Annotated in this window: 9 protein-coding genes; all 9 read left to right on the forward strand. The window is 73.3% G+C overall.

Features of this window, described 5'->3' with window-relative positions:
* Positions 1 to 27: 27 nt before the first annotated feature.
* The 9 genes from ACIQM4_RS26090 (at position 28) to ACIQM4_RS26130 (ending at position 22164) form a co-directional block, all read left to right on the forward strand.
* On the forward strand, positions 28 to 477 hold the full coding sequence (locus ACIQM4_RS26090) for a response regulator transcription factor (RefSeq protein WP_401596121.1): 450 nt from the start codon (positions 28 to 30) through the stop codon (positions 475 to 477).
* A 107-nt stretch (positions 478 to 584) separates the two neighbouring features.
* Complete coding sequence (locus ACIQM4_RS26095; protein WP_401596269.1) at positions 585 to 2213, forward strand: PfaD family polyunsaturated fatty acid/polyketide biosynthesis protein; 1629 nt, start codon at positions 585 to 587, stop codon at positions 2211 to 2213.
* 505 nt (positions 2214 to 2718) lie between these two features.
* Positions 2719 to 5688 (forward strand): beta-ketoacyl synthase N-terminal-like domain-containing protein, encoded by a 2970-nt coding sequence (locus ACIQM4_RS26100; protein WP_401596124.1) that lies wholly within the window; start codon positions 2719 to 2721, stop codon positions 5686 to 5688.
* 193 nt (positions 5689 to 5881) lie between these two features.
* Positions 5882 to 6619 (forward strand): phosphopantetheine-binding protein, encoded by a 738-nt coding sequence (locus tag ACIQM4_RS26105; protein WP_401596126.1) that lies wholly within the window; start codon positions 5882 to 5884, stop codon positions 6617 to 6619.
* Positions 6616 to 8934: an SDR family NAD(P)-dependent oxidoreductase gene (locus ACIQM4_RS26110; RefSeq protein ID WP_401596129.1), complete on the forward strand. Its 2319-nt coding sequence runs from the start codon at positions 6616 to 6618 to the stop codon at positions 8932 to 8934. The genes ACIQM4_RS26105 and ACIQM4_RS26110 overlap by 4 nt, the downstream gene beginning before the upstream one ends.
* A gap of 211 nt (positions 8935 to 9145) precedes the next feature.
* The gene (locus ACIQM4_RS26115; RefSeq protein WP_401596131.1) at positions 9146 to 18229 is read left to right on the forward strand and encodes a beta-ketoacyl synthase N-terminal-like domain-containing protein; all 9084 of its coding nucleotides are present in this window, start codon (positions 9146 to 9148) and stop codon (positions 18227 to 18229) included.
* Between the two features lie 119 nt (positions 18230 to 18348).
* Positions 18349 to 20391 (forward strand): 1-acyl-sn-glycerol-3-phosphate acyltransferase, encoded by a 2043-nt coding sequence (locus ACIQM4_RS26120; RefSeq protein ID WP_401596134.1) that lies wholly within the window; start codon positions 18349 to 18351, stop codon positions 20389 to 20391.
* A complete protein-coding gene (locus ACIQM4_RS26125; RefSeq protein WP_401596137.1) occupies positions 20388 to 21872 on the forward strand; it encodes an HAD-IB family hydrolase in 1485 nt (494 codons plus the stop codon). The genes ACIQM4_RS26120 and ACIQM4_RS26125 overlap by 4 nt, the downstream gene beginning before the upstream one ends.
* A 91-nt stretch (positions 21873 to 21963) precedes the next feature.
* Complete coding sequence (locus ACIQM4_RS26130; protein WP_401596140.1) at positions 21964 to 22164, forward strand: hypothetical protein; 201 nt, start codon at positions 21964 to 21966, stop codon at positions 22162 to 22164.
* The last annotated feature ends 156 nt before the right edge of the window (positions 22165 to 22320 follow it).

Genomic DNA, 22320 nt, shown 5'->3' on the forward strand with positions numbered 1-22320 from the left:
TGAACCGGCGCGAAAGGAATATCATCAGTGGAAACGCAGGGTGTTCGCCCCCCTTGGGAACCGACGGACCAAGCCGACCCCAACAGGCAGAGTCTCGACGACCTCCTCACCGCTGTCGGGAGGCTGGCGGAGACCGTCGAGCAACTGCACTCCAACCTCGCTCACTTGATGCCGCCCGGAGCACGCCTCGCCGATCGGGTCCCCCCGCCGGCCACCTGCCCGGACGACCGCGGGACGTCCGCTCCGGAGCAGCCCTGCGTCCCGGAACCGGCGCTCAGCCCGCAGGAGATGCGGGTACTCCAGCTCACCAGCCGCGGCTTGTCCAACCGGCGGATCGCGCGCGAACTGGGCCTGTCCGAACAGACGGTCAAGAACTACATGTCCGCGGTGTTCCGGAAGATCGGGGTCCAGAGCAGGACCGAGGCCGCCTACTACTGGTCCCGCAGGAACGGGCAGCTCCCGGACCGTACTCCGTGACCCCCGGCTCCCGGTACGCGTTCCGGCGGCCGGTAACGGTACCTAGGTACCTGACTGCCACCGCGCATTTCTTGGAAGAATGGAAGAGCAACGTGAAAGGGGAGGACATGGAAGCGCCGGTCGACATCCCGCTGACTGCACCACACTTGACGAAGGACAAGGAACAGACGTCTCAACCGGAAGAAATCGCGGTGCGAGCGGTCGAGGCCCCACGTTCTGATGTGTGGGTGCTGAGTCACCGAAAGAACGGCGGGCGTCAGGCGTTCTTACCCGACGCCGAGTCCCTCGAAAAGCTCGACACCAGCAAGTGGAATGTGACCGGTATCCTTCCGGGGGTCTTCCCGGAATGGCTCGGTGACCCCGGATTCACGGAGCACCACGGTGTGCGATTCCCTTATGTGGTGGGCGAGATGGCCAACGGGATCGCCACCACGGACATGGTCGTCGCGGCGGCGCGCGGTGGCTTCCTCGGGGTGTTCGGCGCCGCCGGGCTGACCGTGCGGCAGACCGAGGAGGGCGTGGGACGCATTCGGCGGGAGCTCGGCCCGGGGCCCGGGTGGGCCGTCAACCTCATCCACAGCCCCACCGAACCCGGCGTGGAGCGCGGCGTCGTGGACATGCTGTTGCGCGAGCGCGTCCCCAGCGTGTCGGTCTCCGCCTTCATGGAGCTCACCCCTTCCGTGGTGCGGCTGGCGCTGTCCGGGATCAGTGAGCGTCCCGACGGTTCGGTGCACAGGCCCGTACGCCTCATGGCCAAGGTCTCCAGGCCGGAGACCGCCACCGCCTTCATGTCCCCCGCGCCGGCCGCCCTGCTGGAACGCCTGAGGGGTCAGGGGCTGTTGAGCGAGGACGAGGCGCGACTGGCCGCGCGGATCCCGGTGGCCGAGGACATCACGGCAGAGGCCGACAGCGGGGGCCATACCGACAACCGGCCCCTCACCGCGCTGCTGCCGAGGCTGCTGGCACTGCGCGACAGTGTCGCCCGACTGCACGGCTGCACCGTGCGGGTGGGAGCCGCGGGCGGCCTCGGCACGCCGCACGCGGTGGCCGCCGCCTTCGCCACGGGCGCCGCCTACGTGGTCACCGGCTCGGTCAACCAGACCGCCCGCGAGTCCGGCATCTCCGAGCAGGCCCGCACCATGCTGGCCGCCGCCGACCTTCCCGACATGGTCATGGCACCGGCGGCGGACATGTTCGAACTCGGGGTCCAGGTTCAGGTTCTCGGGAAGGGAACCATGTTCGCCCGGCGGGCGCGGCTGTTGTACCGGCTCTACGACCAGCACGACGCTCTGGAACAGCTCGACGAGAAGACCCGCGCCCGGCTGGAACGCGACGTCTTCAGGGCTCCGCTCGCCGACGTGTGGGCACAGACCGAGAAGTTCTGGTCCGAGCGCGACCCGGGCGAGATCGAGCGGGCCGCCGCCGATCCCAAACACCGTATGGCGCTGCTGTTCCGGTGGTACCTGGGCCAGTCGAGCCACTGGGCCATCCGCGGCGAGAAGGACCGGACGCTGGACTACCAGCTGTGGTGCGGCCCCGCGCTCGGCGCGTTCAACCAATGGGTCTCGGGGAGTTTCCTGGCGAACACGGCGGAACGCTCGGTGGTCCAGGTGGGCCTCAACCTGCTGGAAGGCGCCGCCTCGCACACCCGCGCCCAGCAACTGCGCAGCCACGGCGTCCGATTGCCGGCCCGCGCGTTCTCCTTCCGGCCCCGGCCACTGAGGCAGTCGGCGTAACCGGCACATCCGCACGGCCGCCCGGCCCTGCGCCACAGAGCGCCAGTGCCGGAGCACACGGACAACCGAGGGCGCGGACGGCCCCCTGAGGGCTCGGACGGACAGCTGACGTCCCGGACGACCGGAGCACACCGGCCGGCCCCGCCGCACCGGGGCCCGCCCCCCCGTACGTCCCGCGGTTCTGCCGCGCCCGCCCCTCCCGTACATCCCGCGGGTTCTGCCCGCGCCCGCCCCTCCCGTACGTCCCGCGGGTTCTGCCCGCGCCCGCCCCTCCCGTACGTCCTGAACGCCGAATTCTTCGCAGTCCCGCGAGGTGCCCCGGCCGGCCTCCAGCGCCGCCCGCCCTCGTCCTCGGCCCGCACCGCTCGGCACGGCCGACACGTGAGCATTCGCCCCCACGACGGGGGACTCACCCGCCGCGCCCGGACACCGGTGCGCACCCGCAACCGCACACCCGTCAGTGACATCCGGCCCCTCGCGGGCCTTCATCCCCTACGGAGCTCCCATGCCCGCCGCCTCAGTACCGGACGCCCCCGCCGCCTCTCCGCCACTCTCCGCCCCGCTCGACATCGCCGTGGTCGGCGTCAGCGCGCTGGTGCCGGGCTCCCAGTCGGTGACAGGCTTCTGGCGCACCGTCGCCTCCGGCCGCGACCTCATGCGGGAAGTACCCCCTTCCCACTGGCTCGTCGACGACTACTACGACTCGGACCCCGACGCCCCCGACCGCACCTACGCCACCCGGGGCGCCTTCCTGGACCCCGTGGACTTCCACCCCATGGCGTACGGCATCCCGCCGAAGATGATCCCGGCGACGGACACGACCCAGCTGCTCGCGCTGATGACCGCCGAACTGGCGCTGTCCGACGCCTTCGGGAAGGACCTGTCCTCCCTCGACAAGACGCGTACCGGTGTCATCCTCGGCGCTTCGGGCCTGGAGCAGCTCTCCGAGATGGGGTACCGGCTGCAACGGCCCGTCTGGCGCAAGGCGATGCGCGAGCACGGAATGGACGACGCGGAGGCCGACCGGCTCTGCGACGCCATCGCGGACCACTACACGCCCTGGCAGGAAGCCAGCTTCCCCGGACTGCTCAGCAATGTCGTCGCGGGCCGCATCGCCAACCGGTTCGATCTCAACGGCCCCAACTGCACCGTGGACGCGGCGTGCGCCGGGTCGCTCGCCGCCCTCTCCATGGCGGTGAGCGAACTCCAGCTGGGCAAGTGCGACACCGTGCTCACCGGTGGGGTGGACACGTTCAACGGCATCGCCATGTACATGTGCTTCAGCAAGACTCCGGCGCTCTCCCGCTCCGGTGACTGCCGGCCGCTCTCGGACACGGCCGACGGGACGATGCTCGGCGAGGGGCTCGTCATGTTCGCCCTGCGGCGGCTGGCCGACGCGCAGCGGGACGGCAACCCCGTGTACGCCGTGCTCAAGGGAATCGGTTCGTCGTCGGACGGCCGAGGGGGCGCGATCTACGCGCCGGTCCCCCGGGGCCAGAAGATCGCTCTGGAACGCGCCTACCAGCAGGCCGGCTACGGCCCCTCGACCGTGGAACTCGTCGAGGCGCACGGCACGGGCACCAAGGCCGGTGACGCCGCCGAACTCACCGCCCTGATCGACGTGTTCGGCCAGGACCGGCCCGAGGGCCGGGACGACGAGCCGTGGTGCGCCGTCGGCTCGGTCAAGTCCCAGCTCGGCCACACCAAGTCGGCCGCCGGCGCGGTGGGCCTCCTCAAGGCGGTGCTCGCACTGCACCAGGGTGCGATCCCTCCGACCATCAAGGTGTCGGCGCCCAGTGAACTCCTGGCGGAGCGGCGCAGCCCGCTGTACGCCAGCACGGAACTGCGGCCCTGGGTGCGTGACTCCCGCCACCCACGGCGGGCATCGGTGTCCAGCTTCGGGTTCGGCGGCAGCAACTTCCATGTGACGGCGGAGGAGTACCGGCCCGACCGGCAGCGGTCGGCGACGCCGATGCTGCGGACCACGTCGAGCGAACTGCTCCTGCTCGGCGCCGGCTCCAGCGAGGAACTGGCCGCGGCGGCCCTCAAGCTCTCCGGTTCCACCGCGCCCCTCGCCGAGGACGCGCGGGCCGGCCAGCTCTCGTTCGACGCCGGCCTGCCCTACCGGCTGGCGGTCCTGGCGTCGGACCGCGCCCAGGCGGTGGAGCGGCTGCGCTCGCTGGCCGAACATCTCCGCGACGCGCCGGAGCGCAGCGTCTCGCACCCCGGCCGTGCGCACTACGCGGGACCGGTCACCGAGCCGGGCAGGATCGCCTTCCTCTTCTCCGGTCAGGGCAGTCAGTACGTGGGGATGGGTGCGGCTCTCGCCCTGCACAGCCCACAGGCGCTCGCGGTCTGGGACCAGGCCGCCGACTGGGGCGCCGAGCTCGGCTGCGCCCCGCACCGGCTGGTGTTCCCGCCGCCGGCCGTCGGCAAGGACGCGGTCCGCCGGCAGGCGCGGGAGCTGGCGCAGACCGACAACGCCCAGCCCGCGCTGGCCGTTCAGTGCCTCGCCCAGCTGTCTGTACTGACGTCGCTCGGTCTGCGTCCCGACTGCACCGGTGGACACAGCTTCGGCGAGCTCGTCGCCCTGCACGCAGCCGGGGTCTACGACGGGTCCACCCTTTTCCGGCTGGCGGTGCGCCGGGGTGAGCTCATGGCGGAGGCGGGCGCGGCGCAGCCGGGGGGAATGCTGGCCGTCGAATGCTCGGCCGACCGGCTGCTGAGCCTCCTGGGGCCGCAACTGCCCGAGGGACTGTGGCTGGTGAGCCACAACGCGCCCGAGCAGGTGGTACTGGCCGGGGAGCACGCGGCCGTCCAGGCCGCGGCGGACGCGCTCGGCAAATCCGGTGTGCCCGCCACCAGGCTGGCCACCGGCGCCGCCTTCCACAGCCCCGCCGTCGCCGCGGCCGCGACTCCCTTCGACGCCTTCCTCGACGTCACGGCCCTGCGTCCGCCGCGCATCGACGTGTGGTCCAACGCGAACGCGCAGCTGTACCCACGCGAGCCCGGTGCGGTACGGCGGCTGCTCGGGTCCCAGATGGTGTCCCCGGTCCGGTTCGCGGAACAGGTGGAGGCCATGTGGCTCAGCGGGGTGCGCGACTTCGTCGAGCTCGGTGCGGGCGGCGCCCTGACCCGCCTCGTCTCCCGCAATCTCGGTGACCGGCCGCACCTGGCCGTCGCGGTCGACCAGCGGGGCAGCGACGGGTTCGCCGCCCTGCAGGACGCCCTGGCCCGTCTCACCGTGCACCGGGCCCGGCCGCTCGACCTCACGGCGCTGTGGGCCCCGTTCGCGGACGCGTCCGCGGCGCCCACGGGGAAGCCCGCGGGGCGCGGGCCCACCGTGGCCATCCGCGGCAGCAACTACGGCAAGCCGTACCCGCCTGCCGGCTCGGCGAGGGACCGCCGTGCCGCGCGTCCGCAGCAGGCCGCGGTCGGCGCCGCCACCGGCGGCTCCCGGTCGACGGCTTCCTGACCGCCCCTCCCCCGCGTCCGCAACCGACCGACCCGGCAGGAGGTGGCTGTGCCGCCCTGATGCGCTCTGCCGCCCTGAGGTGCTGTGCCGCCCTGATGCGCTTGACCGGCGCCCCGGTGTGCGATTCCCGGCACCACCCTCACTCGCGTTCCCGTCCCACCTCACACCCGTCCACACCACTCACGGAGTTCTCATGACTTCTCTCTCGCACCACGGCATCTCCCCCTACGCCAACGGCAACGGCGCTGCCGGCCCCGCGGACAGCGGTGACCGCGCGGTCATGAGCGACCTGGTCAGCCAGATCACGTCGCTCCAGGAGCAGCACAGGTCAACGCTCGCGACCCTGGACCGGCTGAACGCCCTGGTCACGGAGGTCTCCGACCGTACGGCTCACGCCCCGGCTCGCGACGAAGCAGCTGCTGCGTCGGCGTCCTACGGCACGGCGACCGCTCCGGCTCCCCAGGGCGCGGAGCAGCCGCAGACCGGGACCGTACCGTCCGCACCCTCCGGCGAGCAGCACATGGCCCCGCCTCCCGGGGTCGCCGTCGCCGCCGCCCACTCCCCGGCCCCGCCCGTGGCCAGTACCCCTGCTCCCCCTGCCTCCGCGGACACGGAAGCCGCAGTAACCACTGACCCCACCGACGCCACTGACGCCACGGCAGCGGGTACGACGGACTTCCTCCCGCTCCTGCTGAAGGTGATCGCCGACGTCACGGGCTATCCCGAGGACGCGCTCACCGAGGACATGTCCCTGGAGGAGGAGCTGGGCATCGACTCCATCAAGCGGGTGCAGATCCTCGCCATCGTCCGTGACCAGGTCGCGGGGCTCGACGACGCGGACGGGGCGGAGATGGCCCGGCTGCGTACCATCGCCGACGTCGCCGGCCGCCTCGGGGAGCTCACCGGCGCCACGGGCGGGCAGAATTCGTGAACGACGCCGGGGAGCACCTCACCCCGAACGAGCTGACGCGGCTGGTCCTCGTACCCCGCCCGCAACAACCGCCCGGCTTCGCAGTGCCCGGCCTGTCGGGGCGCGTACTCGTCACCGATGACGCGCACGGTGTCGCCGACGCGGTCGTCAAGGCCCTGACCGATCGCGGAGTACGGGCCGAGACGGTGCACGGCCTGCCGGCCGAACTGCCCCCAGACACCGGCTGTCTGATCGTGCTGGACGCCCTGCGCGAGGTTGCCTGCCCGGCGAAGGCGTCGCCCGCGCTCCACGGTGAACTGCTGAGGCAGCTCGGGCTGCTGGCCCGCGGGTCCGCGGGCGTCGGCTCGGTGGTACTGGTCCAGGACGGCGGCGGGGACTTCGGGCTCTCCGGCCGCCAGGGCGCGCACGCCTGGCTGAACGGCGGGGCGGCGCTCGCACGGACCGCCGACCGCGAGTGGCCGCAGACCCTCGTCAAGGCCGTCGATCTGGAGCGCACCGGACGCTCGTCCGCCGAAGCCGGCCGTGCTCTCGTGCAGGAACTCCTGCTCGGCGGCGCCGAGAGTGATGTGGCGCTCGCCGCCGACGGCGAACGGTACGTCAGGGCGTTCGTGCCCGCTCCTGCCGTCACCCCGGGTCGTGGCTCCGCCGTCAACGCGGCCTCCTTCCTGGTGGTGACGGGCGGGGCCCGCGGGATCACCGCGGACTGCCTGGCCGCGCTGGCGGCCGGGCGCTCGCCACGGCTGCTGCTGCTGGGCCGTACCGCCCTGGTGTCGGAGGACTCCAGGCTCGCCGCGCTGACCGACGAACCTTCGCTGATCAGGGCCCTGTTGGAGTACGACAGGTCGGCGGGGACGACACGGCCGCTGCCGCAGGTGCGGGCGGCTGCCGCGCGGGTGCTCGCCTCGCGGGAGATTCGCGCCACGTTGCTGAGGCTGGAACGGGCCGGGGCAGCCGTACGTTACCGGGCCGTCGACGTCAGGGATGCCGAGGCCTTGCAGGCCTGCCTGCGCGAGGCACGGGCCGATTGGGGGCCGGTGACCGGCCTCGTGCACGCGGCGGGAGTGATCGCGGACAAGGCGGTGGCGGAGAAGACTCCCGAGCAGTTCGCGCGGGTCTTCACCACCAAGGTCGCCGGCTTGCGCAATCTGCTCGACGCCACCGCGGACGACCCCCTGCGGACCGTGTGCCTCTTCTCGTCGGTCAGCGCCGTGGTGGGTAACCCCGGCCAGAGCGACTACGCGATGGCCAACGCGGTCATGGACCAGCTGGCTCCCCACCTCGCCGAGGAACGGCCGACCGCACACGTGGTGTCCATGGCCTGGGGGGCCTGGTGCGGCGGCATGGTGGGGCCGCAGCTGCAGGAGCACTTCGCCCAGCAGCAGGTGGCGCTGATCCCGGTGGAGGAAGGCGCCCGTGCGTTCGCGGCGGAGCTGGTCGCCGGATCGGGGCCCGCGCACGTGGTGCTGGTGCCCGACGAACGACAGGTCCGTCGCTGGGGCGGGCCGTCGGAACCGCCCGGCGAAGGGCCCGAGGCGGCCCCGTTCACCGCCCCGTTGCTGACCCACGGCTCCGTCCAGCCGGAACTCGCGGACCACACGATCCTGGGCAGGACCATCGTCCCGGTGGCCACCGCGGTCGAGTGGATGGCACGCGCCGTCGTCCCGCCGGGGAGCCGCAACGGCGCCTTCGTGCTCCGGGACCTCCAGGTGCGGAGCAAGCTCGCGCTGGACAGCTATCCGCGGGCGGAGTGGCTCGGCGTCGAGCGTGCGCCCGCACCCGGTGGGGGTTACGCACTGCGGCTGGGCAGACCGGGCAGCCATCCGCAGTTCACGGCGGTGGCGAGGGCCGGTGCGCTGCCGCCGCGGGGGGCTCCGCAGGAGCGGCCGGGCCTCGCGGAGGGCGCCGGCAGGCCCGCCCCGTACGGCGGCGAGAGCCTGTTCCACGGGCCCAGGTTCCAGGTACTCCACGAGATCACCTACTGCGCTCCCGACGGAGCCCGGGGCGCCGTGCACGGACTGTGCGAGATGGGCTGGGACACGGGAGAGCCGTGGCGGACCGACCCCGCCCTGGTCGACGGCGCGCTCCAGCTCGCCCTGTTGTGGGGCCAGGAGGCCATGGGCCGGGCATGCCTGCCGGTCGGCGTGGACCGGTGCGAGGTGTACCGCCCGGGTGCGGCGTCCGGTCCTGTCACCTGCCGGGTGACGGCGTGCCGCGCCGATTCCGTGCGCGCCGAGTGCGACGCGGTCCTGCTCGAGCCCGACGGCGGGCTGCGCGCAGCCCTGGACGGCATCCAGCTCGTCGCCCGCCCGCGGTGAACCTCCCGCGTTCCGTACGGGACCCGGCTCGTCGGCCGCCCACGGCAAACGACTCCCGTTCCGTACGGGACCCGGCTCGTCGGCCGCCCACGGTGAACGACTCGCGTTCCGTACGGGCCTCGGTCACGGCGCCCTGTAGCGGCCCCGCGCGCACCACCTCCGACCGGATTTTTCCGGCTTACCGGCCCCCGCTCGACGAACGAGGCTATTCATGAGTTTTGCGCCGATCGCCGTGGTAGGGCGCGGCTGCGTCCTGCCGGGCGCGCTCGACCCTGCCGCGCTGTGGCAGACGGTGGTGTCAGGTTCCTGTGCCATCACCCCTGTCCCACAAGGGCGATGGGGCCTCGACCCCACTTCGCTCCGCTCCCGGGTACGGCCCTCCCAGGACCGCGTCTGCAACGACGTGGGCGGTTACGTGCAGGGCTTCGACCGGATCTTCCGCCCCTCGGAGATCGGCTGGAGCGACGACGAGGCGGCGCGCCTCTCGCCGCTGTTCAGCTGGACCGCCCATGCCGTCGACGCGGCGCTGACCGCCGTACCCGGTGCGAGGAACAGCCCCAGGAGCGGACTGGTCATGGGCAACCTCTCCTACCCCACCTACGAGTTGGCCCAGCAGGTCATGGACCACCGGCGGACGGGACGGCTGCCCACGGGCTCCGGCCACCAGCCTGCCACCGATCCGCGCAACGCCTTCTGCTTCGGCCAACCCGCCGCGCAGACAGCCAAGTTGTTCGGTCTGGGCGCGGGGGCGCTCACTCTCGACGCCGCGTGCGCGTCCTCGCTCTACGCCGTCAAGATCGCCTGCGACCGGCTCCAGGACGACGAGGCGGACGTCATGGTCGCGGGCGGGGCGAGCTACGCGGACAACCTGTTCCTCCATGTGGGCTTCACCGCGCTCTCCGCCCTCAGCCTGGAGGGGCGGAGCCGGCCGCTCGACCAGGCGTCGGACGGCCTGGTGCCCGCCGAAGGGGCCGCGTTCGTCACCCTCGTACGGCTGGCGGACGCGCTCGCCGAGGGCCTGCCCGTGCTCAGTGTCGTACGGGGCGTCGGCTGGGCCAACAACGGCCGTCGCGGCAGTTTCGTCGCTCCGAACGAGGACGCCCAGGACTTCGTGATGCGGCAGGCCTACCAACAGGCGGAGCTGGCGCCCGAGGACGTGGGCCTCCTGGAGTTCCACGCCACCGGCACCCCGCTCGGGGACACCGCGGAGATCCACAGCACGGCCCGCGTGTTCGCCGGCGCGGACAGCCTTCCCATCGGTGCGGCCAAGGCCAACTTCGGCCACACCCTGACCACTTCGGGGATGGTGGGGCTGCTCAAACTGACAGCGGCCCTGGCGGAGGGCGTCATTCCGCCGGTGTGCGGGGTGCGGACGCCGTCCGGCGCGCTGGAGGACAGCCCGTTCCGGCTGCCGTCCGAGCCAGAGCCGTGGACAGGGCCGCGGCTCGCCGGGCTCAGCGCCTTCGGGTTCGGCGGAAACAACGCACACCTCGTACTCGAAGGCCCGCCCGCCGACCGCTCGGCGCCCACCGGACACCCGCCCGCTCGAACTCGGCCGCCGCAGGCCGCGCACCCCACGACGCGCGCGGTGACTCCCCGCCCGCACCTGCCCCAGCAGAGAGGACCCGTGATGCCCACAGAACCGGACCGCGCAGTGCACTCCGACCCCGTGCCTCCCGCCCGCGATTCCGCCGCCCAGCCCGACGCCCCGCGCCGGGGGGCGTCCGAGAGCGGCCCGCCCGGGTCGGCCGACATCGCGGTGGTCGGCCTGGGCGCGCGCGTGGCGAGCGGCCGGTCGGTCGAGGACCTGGTGCGCCGCCTCGCCACCGGCGACCGGGACCGCTCCACGGCTCCGGCGCAGGTCGAACTCGCGCTCCAGGGACTGCACTTCCCGCCCACCGACTACGCCGAGGGCCTGCCCCACCACGCCCTGCTCATGAGCGCCTGCCAGGAGGCGACGGCCGGGATCCGGCTGCCGCGGGCGCACACGCTGGTGCTGGTGGGCGTGGAGGCGACGCCGGAAACCGTCAAGTACCGGCGGCGCTGGAACACGCTGTACGCCGAAGGCACCGACACGGCCGCACCGGACGCGGCAGCCGAGGACCCCGGCACCGGAGCAGGGCCCGCCCAGGCCGGACGCACGGCCCCTGGCGCGCCCGGCGAGGCCTCCGGCACGGAACCGGGCGGCGCAGGGTCCGGGCCGCTCACGGCGAACACCGTGCTGCGGCACACCGCGGCCACGCTCGCCAACCAGATCAACGTCTCCCTGGACCTCACCAGCAGTGGTTTCGCGATGTCGGACCGGGAGGCGTCGGGCCTGGCCGCACTGCGGCTGGCCGCGCGCTCGATCCGGGCGGGCGAGAGCGACGCCGCGATCGTCGGGGCGGTGGCGACTCCCGACGAACCGTTCCACCGCGACGTGCTGACGGCGCTCGACCGGCCGGCGGAACCGGTCGACGCGGCCGTGGTACTCGTACTGAAGCGCGCCGACCTGGCCGCGCGCGACGGGGACCACGTACTCGCCCTGCTGCCCGACGCCCCCGCTCCGGCCACCGTCGCACCCGAGGTGCTGAACGCCGACGCGGACGCCGCTCCGCTGACGGTGGGGGACGTCCCGGCCCACCAGGACTCGCGGCGCACCGCCCTGGACGTGGCCGAACTCCTCGGCCACGCGGACTGCGCCCACGCCCTGGTGTCCGTCGCCGTCGCCGTGGTCTGCCTCGACCGCGCACTGCTGCCCCGGCCCGGCACGGCTGCCTGTCCGTGGCTGGGGGAACGCGTGGCGGACGTCGTGGTGCGGCCGGCCGGGACGGGCGAGACCCACCGCCTGCGGCTGCGGGCGGCGGCAGTTGCGCCTCGTGCCGTTCTCACCGAGCCGCCCCCGCGGCTGCACGTCTACCGGGGGTCCGGAACGGCCACGCTCCTGGACAACGCGTCCGCCTACCACGAGGGCGGGGACGGCCCCGCGCGGCTCGTCGTCCAGGCCCAGGGGGAGAGTCAGCTGTGCGCACGGGTGGCGGACGCGACCCGCTGGCTGCGTGAGGGCGGGGTGCGCCCGGTGGGGGTGCACCATCGGGAGAAGCCGCTGGAGGGCACGGTCGCCTTCGTCTACACCGGCGGCGCGGCGGCCTACCCGGAGATGGGCCGGTCACTGATGCTGGCGCTGCCCGGCTCCCTGAGCGCGCTCGCGGAGCGCTGCGGCGGACCGCTGGGGCCGTTGGTGCAGTGGCTGTTCGACCGGGACCACGCCGGGGAACTGACCGCCATGCAGCGGATCTGGGCGGCGTCCACCCTGAGCGCGGTGCACACGTCGCTCAGCCGCGACGTGCTGGGATTGCGGCCGAGGGACGTCATCGGCTACTCGTCGGGCGCGACAAGTGCGTTGATCGCGCTCGGGTACTGGCAGCGGCTTGAGTCACTGATCGCCGACTCCGTCACCGACCCGTTGTTCGCGGGCGCGCTGACCGGCCCGTGCACCACCGTGCGCGCCCAGTGGCGCAGGAGGGGAATCACTGGCGAACGGTGGGCGACCCATGTGGTCGGGGCGTCGCGCAAGCAGGTGGAGGAGGCGCTGGCCGGCGAGGAGGCCGTGCACCTCGGTGCGGTCAACAGCCCGCACAGCTGCACGATCGGCGGCGAGGAGGCCGGCTGCGAGCGGGTGCTGAAGCGGCTGCGGCCCAAGTACGCCTTCCGCCTGGCGTACGACGTGGCGGTGCACGCGCCCGAGGTGAAGGAGGTCGCGGCGGCCTGGCGGGCCTTCCACCACCGTCCGCTCAGCCCGCTGCCCGGCGTCTCCTTCTACGCCTGCGACACAGGCACTCCTCTGTCACCGACCGAGGACTCCCTGGCCGACGCGCTGACGGCGCAGGCCACCGGCACCGTGGAATTCGCGGAAGCCGTGTCCGAGGCCTACGCGCGCGGTGCTCGCGTGTTCGTGGAGCACGGCCCCAAGCAGGTCTGCACGAACTGGATCGGCGAGACGCTGCAGGGCAGGGAGCACCTCGCGGTGGCAATGGACGCGTCGCCGGAGCGCTCCCTCACCCAGGTGTTCGACGTCACCGCGCAGTTGGTCGCGGCCGGGCTGGAGGTGGACCACCAGGCTCTGACCGCGCAGTTCTCGCCACCGCCCACCCACCTCGCCACGGCCGCCCGAACCGTTCTCGTATCGACGGGAGGGTCACGGCCCCGGGCGGACGAACAGAAGCAGGACGGCGGTACCGAGCGGGACAGCGGTGCCGAGCGGGACCGCGGTACCGAGCAGAACCGCGGTACCGAGCAGAACCGCGGTGCCGAGCGGGACCGCGGTGTCGAGCGGGACCGCGGTGTCGAGCAGAACCACGGTGCCGAGCGGGACCGCGGTACCGAGCAGAACCACGGTACCGAGCGGGACCGGGCACCCGCGCCACAGCCCTCGCCCGCCCGCGCGACACCCCGCCCCACCACCGCGCACGCGCGCGAACACGCCACCGCAACGGCACCCGCACCCGCGAACCGCCCCGGGCCCGCGAATCAACCTGAGCCCGCGACAGCCACCGCCCCGACGGCCACCGTCTCCACCGCAACACCGCTCGCACCAACGACCACCGCCACACCCCCCGCCCCAACGACCACCACCCCCAACGCGCCCGGGTCCCCCACCGCCGACACGTCCGAGCCCGCCAGCACCAAAAACACACCACAACCCTTCCCCCCGGGCGCACCCACCCCCGAGCCCCCTCACCGGCCCGCCGCACCAGGCGCCTCGCCGGTTCTGTTCGACCGGTCGCAGCTCGAATACCTTGCCGAGAAGCCGGTGTCACACCTGTTCGGCCGGCAGTTCCGCGTGCAGGACGGCCGCCGTCGGCAGACCCGGCTGCCCAAAGCGCCCATGCTGCTCGTCGACCGCGTCACCTCCATCGACGCCGAGCCGGGCACCATGGGCACCGGGGTGATCTGGACGCAGACCGACGTCACGCCCGACGCCTGGTACCTCGATCCCGCCGGGCGCATGCCTCCGGCGCTGATGGTGGAGGCGGGACAGGCCGACCTCCTGCTGATCAGCTGGCTCGGCGTGAACCTCGGTCCCGTCGACGACCGTGTCTACCGGCTGCTGGGCTGCGACCTGAGTTTCCACGGGCCGCTCCCCACGCCCGGCGAGACACTCACCTACCGCATCGAGATCACCGGACACGCCGAACACGCGGGTGTGCGCCTCTTCTTCTTCCAGTACGACTGCTGGGTGGAGGACGAGCTGCGGATCCGGGTACGCAACGGCCAGGCGGGCTTCTTCACCGACGAGGAGCTGGCGGATTCCGCGGGCATCCTGTGGCAGCCGTCGGAGCTGCCCCCGGCCGTCAGGCCGGGGCCGCTGCCGCCGGACGGAGAAGCGCCGCGGGCGTTCTCGGCCGGCCAGGTGCGGGCCTTCACACAGGGCAGCCCGGCCGACTGCTTCGGACCCGAGTGGGAACTCACGCGCACCCACCTGCGGACCCCGCGCACCAGCGGAGGTTACCTCCAACTCTTCGACGAGGTAACGGACTTCGCTCCGCGGGGCGGGCCCACCGGGGCGGGCTACCTGCGCGCCGAACTCGACCTCACCCGCACCGACTGGTTCTTCGACGGGCACTTCCACGAGGACCCGTGCATGCCGGGCACCCTGATGCTCGAAGGCGGGTACCAGGCCATGGCCTTCCACCTGGCCGCCCTCGGCCTCACCACCTCCCGGGACGGCTGGCGCTTCGAGCCCGTACGGGAGGAGACGTCGCCCATGCGGTGCCGGGGGCAGGCGGTGCCGGGCAACTCGCTCCTGGTCTACGAACTCTTCGTCACCGAGGTGGAGGACGGACCGGAGCCCGTGCTCCGTGCCGACCTGCTGTGCACCGTCGACGGCAGGGCGTCCTTCCACGCCTCGGGGCTCGCCCTGCGGCTGGTCCCCGACACCCCGCTCGCCCACTGGCAGGGCCAGGCACGCGCGCTGCCGGCGGAGCAGTGCCCCCCGATGCCCGTGGACCCGCGCGAGTTGGCCGTGGTGGAGCCTCAGGGTGCGGCGTACGTGCTGGAGGGCAGGCCGCTGGACCGCGAGTACATGCTGGGCCTGGTCTGGGGGGCGGCGGGTGAGTACTTGGGGCCGGCTTTCGTCGGCGACGACGACGGCCGCAGGATCCCACGGCTGCCGGGGCCGCCGTACCTGTGCATGGACCGCGTCGTGGCGCTCGGGGCGCAGGCCGCTCGGCCGACGGAAGGCAGCTGGACTGAGGTCGAGTTCGACCTGCGCCCGGACGCCTGGTACTGGCGGGAGAGCGGCGGCACCCTCCCGTCGGCCGTCCTCATGGAGATCGCCCTGCAACCCTGCGGCTGGCTCGCCCAGTTCACCGGCTGCGCCCCGAACAACGGGCGCGATCTGCACTTCCGCAACCTGGACGGCGCCACGACACTCCTGGCGGCCGTGGACCAAGGCGCCCGGACGGTACGCACCCGGGTCAAGCTCACCGGGCACACCGTGGCCAACGACATGGTGCTCACCTTCTTCGACGTGGAGTGTCTCGCCGACGGCGTGCCGGTACTGCGCTGCACCACCAGCTTCGGGTACTTCCCGGCCGGCGCCTTCGAGTCCGGGGGTGGTCTGCCCGCGCCCGCCTCCGCCGACGGCACGGCGCAGCAGGACGCGCCCGACGGGCCCGCCCCCGTCGACCTCACGACCCGGCCCGAGGCGTACTGCGAAGGCCCTCTGACCATCGGGCACCGTCGCCTTGTGGTGCCCCAGCAGGCCACCCACCGCGACGTCCACGGAGGCGCGGCCGGACTGGGCAGCATCCACGGCGAGAAGAACGTCAGCGCCGACGACTGGTACTTCAAGGCGCACTTCTTCCAGGACCCCGTGCAACCGGGCTCACTCGGCGTGGAAGGCCTGTACCAGCTGCTGCGCGTCCTGCTGATCGACAAGGACTTCGGTGCCGGAATGCGCGCACCGCGCTTCGAGGCGGTGAACATCGGCAAGCCGCTGACGTGGAAGTACCGGGGACAGGTCACCCCCGCGTCGCAGCGTGTCCACTTCCGGGTGGAGATCACCGAGACGGGTGAGACGGCGCAGGGGCGCTACGCCGTCGCCGACGGCTGGCTCGCCGTGGACGGCAAGTGGGCCTACCACGTCAAGAACATCACCCTGCTCGTGCTGGACACCGAAGCTCCCACGCTGCCGGGCCACTTCGCCGCCAGGACCCTCGACCCGGCCGTCGACACCTGGCTCCGCGACCACCGGCCGACCTTCGCCGACCCTTCGGTACCCGGCACCGTGATCGCCGACCTCCTGGCCTCGGCCGCCGAGCGGCACACCGGCCGCCCCTGCCACTCGCTGGAGGACCTGGTGCTCGACACCTGGGTGGTGGTGCGCGGCCCGCGTCCCCTGCTGACCGAGGTACGGGCCACGAAGGACGGCGCCGACGTCGAACTGCTGGCCTGGCGCGACGCGGGGCGGCCCGCGCTCTCCCGGTACGAGCGGGTCGCACGGGCGAAGGCCCGCCACGAACCGCCGCCCCCGCCCGCGGCCCCCGTGCCCCTGTCCGGCTCCCGCCCGGTGCTCTCGTTGCCCTACAAGGCGGGCCACCTCTTCCACGGACCCGCGTTCCACTCACTGGTCGCACTGCGCATGGCGGACACCGGCAGCAGCGGGGTGCTCGACGCGCGCCGGTGCACGGTGCCGGAGAGCACCCTGCACCCGGGCCTCCTGGACGGGGCGCTGCACATCGTCCCGTTCCAGCAACTGGAGAGGTGGGACCCCCGGATCCCGCCCGGTCACGTCGGCTATCCCCGCCGGTTCGTGCACCTGCACCGGTACGCGGCCCTCCCGACGGACGGCGCGGTGCGCGCCGAGGCACGGTACGCGGGCCTCGCGGACGACGACACGGCCCGGCCGATGCTCGACCTCGGGCTCTACCGGGGCCGGAGCCCGCTGATCACCATGCGGCTGGAGGTGCGTCTGCTGGACCTGGGACGGCTGGCCCAGCACCCCTTCGAGGACCGCGTGGCCTTCCTGCGCGGGGACGCCAACCTGCCCGGCGAGGGTCTCAGCAGGGTGCGCGGCCCCGTCACCGAACTGGCCGTCGACGACCTGCGGTCCATCGACTGGTTCCCCCGTACGATGACGCACGTCTTCGGGCTGCCGGACGGCACGACGAAGCAGGAGCTCCCCCGCGCGGTCGCGGTACGGGAGCACGTCGCCCGGCGCAGCGCGATCCACCCCCGCCTGGTGACCGACGCCGCGACGGGGGCCCACGCCCCGAACCTGCCCATGACCACGCACCACCTCTCCGTGCGGCGCGCCGACGGGAGTGTGCGCGTCCGCGACGCCGCTCCCCCCTCGCTCGACCTCACCCGCCCCGCCGCGTGGTGGGCGGCGCAGAACGGCGCCGACTGGCCGGCCCTGGACCTGCTGTCAGGACTGATCCACGGCTTCCTCGGCGGCGTGTGCCTGTCGCAGGACCTGGTCGGGCCGCGCCGGCCGGCCCGCGCCCCCTCCCCCGGGCGGCTCTATCTCTGCGGCCCGCACCAGGAGCCCGCCCCGCTGGTCCTCGCGGCGGTCAACTCCGCCCTGCGCGGGCAGAACACGCTGCTTCCCACGCCCTCTCACGCCACTCGGGGACTGCTGAGCCTCCTCTACGACGCCCCGGGCACCCGCATCGACATGCGCCGCTGTCCGTGCGCGTCGGACAGGGCCTCCTTGACGCAGCGGGTGCTGACCCATCTCGCGCACGGCGCCGACGTGGTCGTGCCAGCCGGCCGTGAGCGGTCGGACGGCGAGCAGTGGCGGACGGTGCTCGGCGAGGCCGTCCGCGCCGGGGTGCCCGTACACCCGGTCTTCTTCCGGCCGGTGCGGTGCGCCGACGGGCTGGAGGAACACGTCGCCCTCGGCGCCCTGCGCGTCGCCACGACGCACCATGTGGCGACGGCCCTTCCCCCTGCCGCGCTCCGCGAGGACGCGACCGCCGCCGTGGCGGCAGCGTTGTCGGCGCTCGCCCTGGTCCCCCCGCCGCCCGCGGTCGTCGTCTCCGCCGCGCTGGACGACGCGCGGGGCCGTGCGGCCCGGTTCGCGGCACCCGGGGGCCTCGATGCGGACGACGCGCTGCTCCTGGCACTCGTACGGGGGCTGCCGCGGCCGACGGGAACCTTCGACGCCGTGCTCGCCCGGAACTTCTCGGGGCCCGACACGGCCTGGACGCACGGAGTCCGCAGCCGATTCGCGGGCCTGGACACGGGCGAGGCGCGAACCCGAGAGGGCGGGACACCCGCGCTCGGTGGACTGGTCTCACAACCCGTGTGACGCCCGGCCGCCAGGCCACCCGCACGCGCCCGTCGCACGCACGCCCCGCGCCCTCGGCGAACACGCCGTTCCGGCACTCGCGTTCCCGACCCCACCCGGCGAACAGGAAGAAGCACCGCATGTTCAACCGCCGACGCACAGCCCTGGTGGACGCCGTCCTGCGGCACCCCCAGGCGTCCCGCGAGATCCGCGCACTGTCCATGCGCACCGGCGCCGACGCCGTCGACGCGCGCCGCCGCGTGCGGCGGTGCCTGCGCGAGTTGGTGGCCACGCGGGGGGCGCCGTGGACCGACCTCTTCGCGCGTGCCATGCGCCGCGCACTCGTGCCCCTCTGGCGGGTGGAGATCCTCGACGAGGACCGGCGGATGCTGCGCGGACCGGCCGCGAGCGACGCCTGCCTGATCTTCCTCCCGCAGCACCAGGCGTACATGGACCCGCTGTTCGTCTCCCAGGCCCTGCGGGACTGCGGCAGGCCCCGGCCGCTCTGGTTCGCCGGTGACAATCTGCGGCTTCCCCTCCTCGCCCCGCTCGCCGCCCGTGCCGGAGTGGTCTTCCTGCGCCGCGCCTCGCCCGCCGACGAGGACTACCGCAGCGCGCTGCGGCTCTATCTGCGCCATCTCGTCGACAGCGGCGAGACGCTGGAGTGGTACCAGGAGGGCGGCAGGTCCCGTACGGGGCTGCCGGGCCCGCCCCGGTACGGGCTGCTGGAGCACACCGTGGCCGCGGTGCGCGACAACCCGGGCAAGCAGGTCTGGCTCGTCCCCGTCGCCCTGTCCAGCTCCGTCCTGCCGGACGCGGCCGTGCTCGCCGGGGAGGAGCTGGGGCAGCCCAAACGCCCCGAATCCCTGCGCTGGTTCTGGCGTTACGTCCGCGCGCAGCGCCGGACCCGGGGGGTGGTCCAGGTGCGGTTCGCGCCCCCGCTGTCGGTCGGTGCCTACGTCGGGCACCGGGGCGGTGCGCTCACCGACGCCTCCGGCGCACGGGTCCTGGCGCGGGAGGTGCGCCGCGCACTCTGCCAGGTCACTCCCGTCACCGGGCAGGCGCTGGTGGCTCTCGCCGTGTCGGCGGCGGGACCGGGCTGCACGACCGCGCAGGTGCACCGGATGACGCAACCGCTCCTGGAGGCGGTGGAACGGTCGGGCGCCCCGACACTCGACACCCAGCACCTGCGTACCGAGCGGGGCGTACGGGAGATCCTGCTCCGGCTGCGGGACGTGGGGGCGGTGTCGCTCAGGGGGGTCGACGCGTCCCCACCGGATGCGTCCCTGCCGGTCGCGTCCCCGCCCGATGCGTCCCTGCCGGTCGCGTCCCCGCCGGTCGCGTCCCCGCCGGTCGCGTCCCCGCCCGATGCGTCCCCGCCGGTCGCGTCCCCGCCCGATGCGGAGGACACCGTCCCGGGGCAGCGGCCGGCGGCTCCGGGCGACAGCGCGCGGGCGCGCGCACTGTCCCGCCCCGCGACGGCCCCCGTGCTGCACAGGCGCGTCCACGAACACCGTGCGGTGGCCACCCTGTACCGCAACCAGGGCATCCACTGGCTGTGGCCGCGAGCCGCGGCGGAGGTCGCCGCGCTCCGTGCCTCCCGGGTGGAGACCGCGGGCGCGTGGGACACGGCCGTACAGGAACTGCGGGGTGTGCTGAGCGCCACCGCGACCGGGACCGGGCTCGGTGTCGAGCCGGGCCTCCTGGCGACGGCGGTGGTCGAGTTGAAGCGGCTCGCCACGCCCACGAGCGGCGCGGACGAGAGCCCGTGGACGTTCCCGGCCCCGCTCGTTCCCGCGGGGTCGCTCATCGCGCCCGCCGTGCTGGCGGACGTGTCGGCGGGACAGCTCCTGGCGTTCCAGGAACTGGCACAGCAGCCCCACGGCCTTCCCGTCGACGTCGACCTGGTGCTCACCCGCGTGCTCGCCCGCGCCAGGTCCTGGGCGGACAGTGCCGTGGGCCTCCCACCGGTCCCGCCGCGCGCTCCGGGTTTCTACCGGTCCCTGTTGCTGGACGTGCGGCGGTCGGGGCTGCTGGAGCCCGGTCTCGAAGCGGCTCAGCGACGCCGGTACGCACATACCGAGGCCCGCCAGCTCCACGCCGACCTGCTGACGCTCGCCCGGCAGCGCGCGGACGCGGACGCGGCCCCCGAGTCCGGCCTGCCCCACGGAGGACCCCGATGACCAGGCCGACCCCCCTCACCACGCCGGCCACACTCACCAGGCGCGAACTGCTGGATGCCATCGACAAGTCGCCCCCCGGCCCCGCCACCGGGGCCTATTTCGACTTCGACGGCACCCTGATCCGAGGCCACTCCTCCTGGGCCTTCTGCGTCAACCGGCTGCGCCACGGGGAGTGGCCCGCCGAGGCCTGGCACGCGCTGACCTCCGCGCCGCCGCACCGCGTCGCCGCCGACCTGTGGCGGGCCCGCTCGGGCGTGGAAACCCGCGCCGCCGCCCGGCTGGGCGCCGCGGCGGCCGCCTGCTGGCACGGGCGTACCGAGGACGAACTGGCGGTGCTGAGCGAACGGGTCTTCGTGGAGGAGATCGCCCCGACGATCGACCGCGACATGTGGGCACTGGTCCGTGCCCACCAGGCCCGCGGACACTCGGTATGTGTGGCAACCGCGGCGAGCCACAGCCAAGTGGCGCCGCTGGCACGGGCGTTGGGGGTCTCCGAACTTCTCTGCACCCCCGTCCCGGTGAAGGGCGGGCGCGTGGTCACCGACACACCGCCACCCTTGTGCTCGGGAACGGACAAGCTGGAGGCCGTACAGGCGCACGCACGCCGCCGCGGCGTGGAGCTGGCGGACAGCTACGCGTACTGCGACGGCTACGAGGACCTTCCTCTGCTCGGGGCGGTCGGCCGGCCCAGGGTCGTGCGCCCCAAGGCCGCCCTGTCGGCGGAGGCGGTGAACAGGGGCTGGCCCGCGGTACTGGTCGACGGCGCCCGGGGCTCGGCCCTCGGCCGGGTACGGGCGACGGTGGCCGCCGCGGGCGCGGCAACACTCGCTCTCGCTGCCGCGGCGGGCGCCGCGGGTGCCGGGTGCGAGCCACGTGCCGTCACCGCCGGCACCAAGCGGCTGGGCAGCGCCCTGGTCCTGCGGGCCGCGGGCGTGGAGGTGGTGGTCCGGGACGGGGGCGGACCCGCCCCCGCCGGGCCCGCGGTGTACGTGGCCAACCACACCAGCCCGCTGGACCCCCTTGTGCTGGCACGGCTCGTCGAGGGCGACTGGTGCGCCGTGGCGAAGCGCGAGTTGGGCCGCGTCCCGGTGATGGGGGCGTGTCTGCGGTTCGCGGACACGCTGTTCGTCGACCGTGACGGGCCACCCCGGTCGGCCGAGTTCCTGGACGCCGCGGCGGGTCGGCTGGCCTCGGGCCGCTCCGTCGTCGTACTCCCGGAAGGCACGCGGTCGTTGACCCCAGACGTCGGGCCGTTCCGCAGCGGTGCGTTTCGCATCGCCGCGCGCGCCGGCGTACCGGTGGTTCCCATCGCGATCCACAACGCCACGGACGTGATGACCCGGAAGGGGCTCACCCTGGGGCCCGGCCGGATCGAGGTCACCATCCTGCCCCCGGTGGACACCCGCGACTGGGACCCCGCACAGATCCGTACGGAGGCCGACCGGGTGCGCCAGTCACTGGTGGAAGCCCTGCGCGCCTGAGGTGCGGCGCCCCGAGTACCAGTAAAAAAGTACTCGTTGTGAGGGATGAGAATTTCCCCTAGCGTCGTGATATCGGGATATCACGATCAGAATGTTCGGAATTCCCGAAGCAGCAGGAGGAAAAGTGTTTCTGCGCGGCCGTAGCCCCATCTTCTGGCTACTCTTCATCACCACTCTTTACCTGATTCTCACCGTCCCGGAATCATTTGCCGAAGCGACGCAGAATCTATTCTCCGGCCTCGTCGACTTCCTTCGGGCTACCCGGCGCTACTTCGAGCAGCTCAGTTCATGACCCATAGGTGCGAGGAAATTCATGGCCTCGCGGGCAAGCTCATGACCCCCGGTTGCAAGAATTCGTGACCCCCGGTCGCGAGAAAAAGGGTTTCCATGTCCGTACGACAGATGATCACCGCGTTCGTGGTCTCCTTGGCCGGGTTGCTGACCGCCG

It is taken from the genome of Streptomyces sp. NPDC091272, from assembly GCF_044757485.1.
Classification (GTDB): domain Bacteria; phylum Actinomycetota; class Actinomycetes; order Streptomycetales; family Streptomycetaceae; genus Streptomyces.

Bases quoted from the DNA above. Each gene is read 5' to 3' on its own strand.
- ACIQM4_RS26095 (WP_401596269.1), top strand. From the start codon at position 585: ATGGAAGCGCCGGTCGACATCCCGCTGACTGCACCACACTTGACGAAG.
- ACIQM4_RS26100 (WP_401596124.1), top strand. From the start codon at position 2,719: ATGCCCGCCGCCTCAGTACCGGACGCCCCCGCCGCCTCTCCGCCACTC.
- ACIQM4_RS26120 (WP_401596134.1), top strand. From the start codon at position 18,349: ATGTTCAACCGCCGACGCACAGCCCTGGTGGACGCCGTCCTGCGGCAC.
- ACIQM4_RS26125 (WP_401596137.1), top strand. From the start codon at position 20,388: ATGACCAGGCCGACCCCCCTCACCACGCCGGCCACACTCACCAGGCGC.
- ACIQM4_RS26105 (WP_401596126.1), top strand. From the start codon at position 5,882: ATGACTTCTCTCTCGCACCACGGCATCTCCCCCTACGCCAACGGCAAC.
- ACIQM4_RS26115 (WP_401596131.1), top strand. From the start codon at position 9,146: ATGAGTTTTGCGCCGATCGCCGTGGTAGGGCGCGGCTGCGTCCTGCCG.
- ACIQM4_RS26130 (WP_401596140.1), top strand. From the start codon at position 21,964: ATGTTCGGAATTCCCGAAGCAGCAGGAGGAAAAGTGTTTCTGCGCGGC.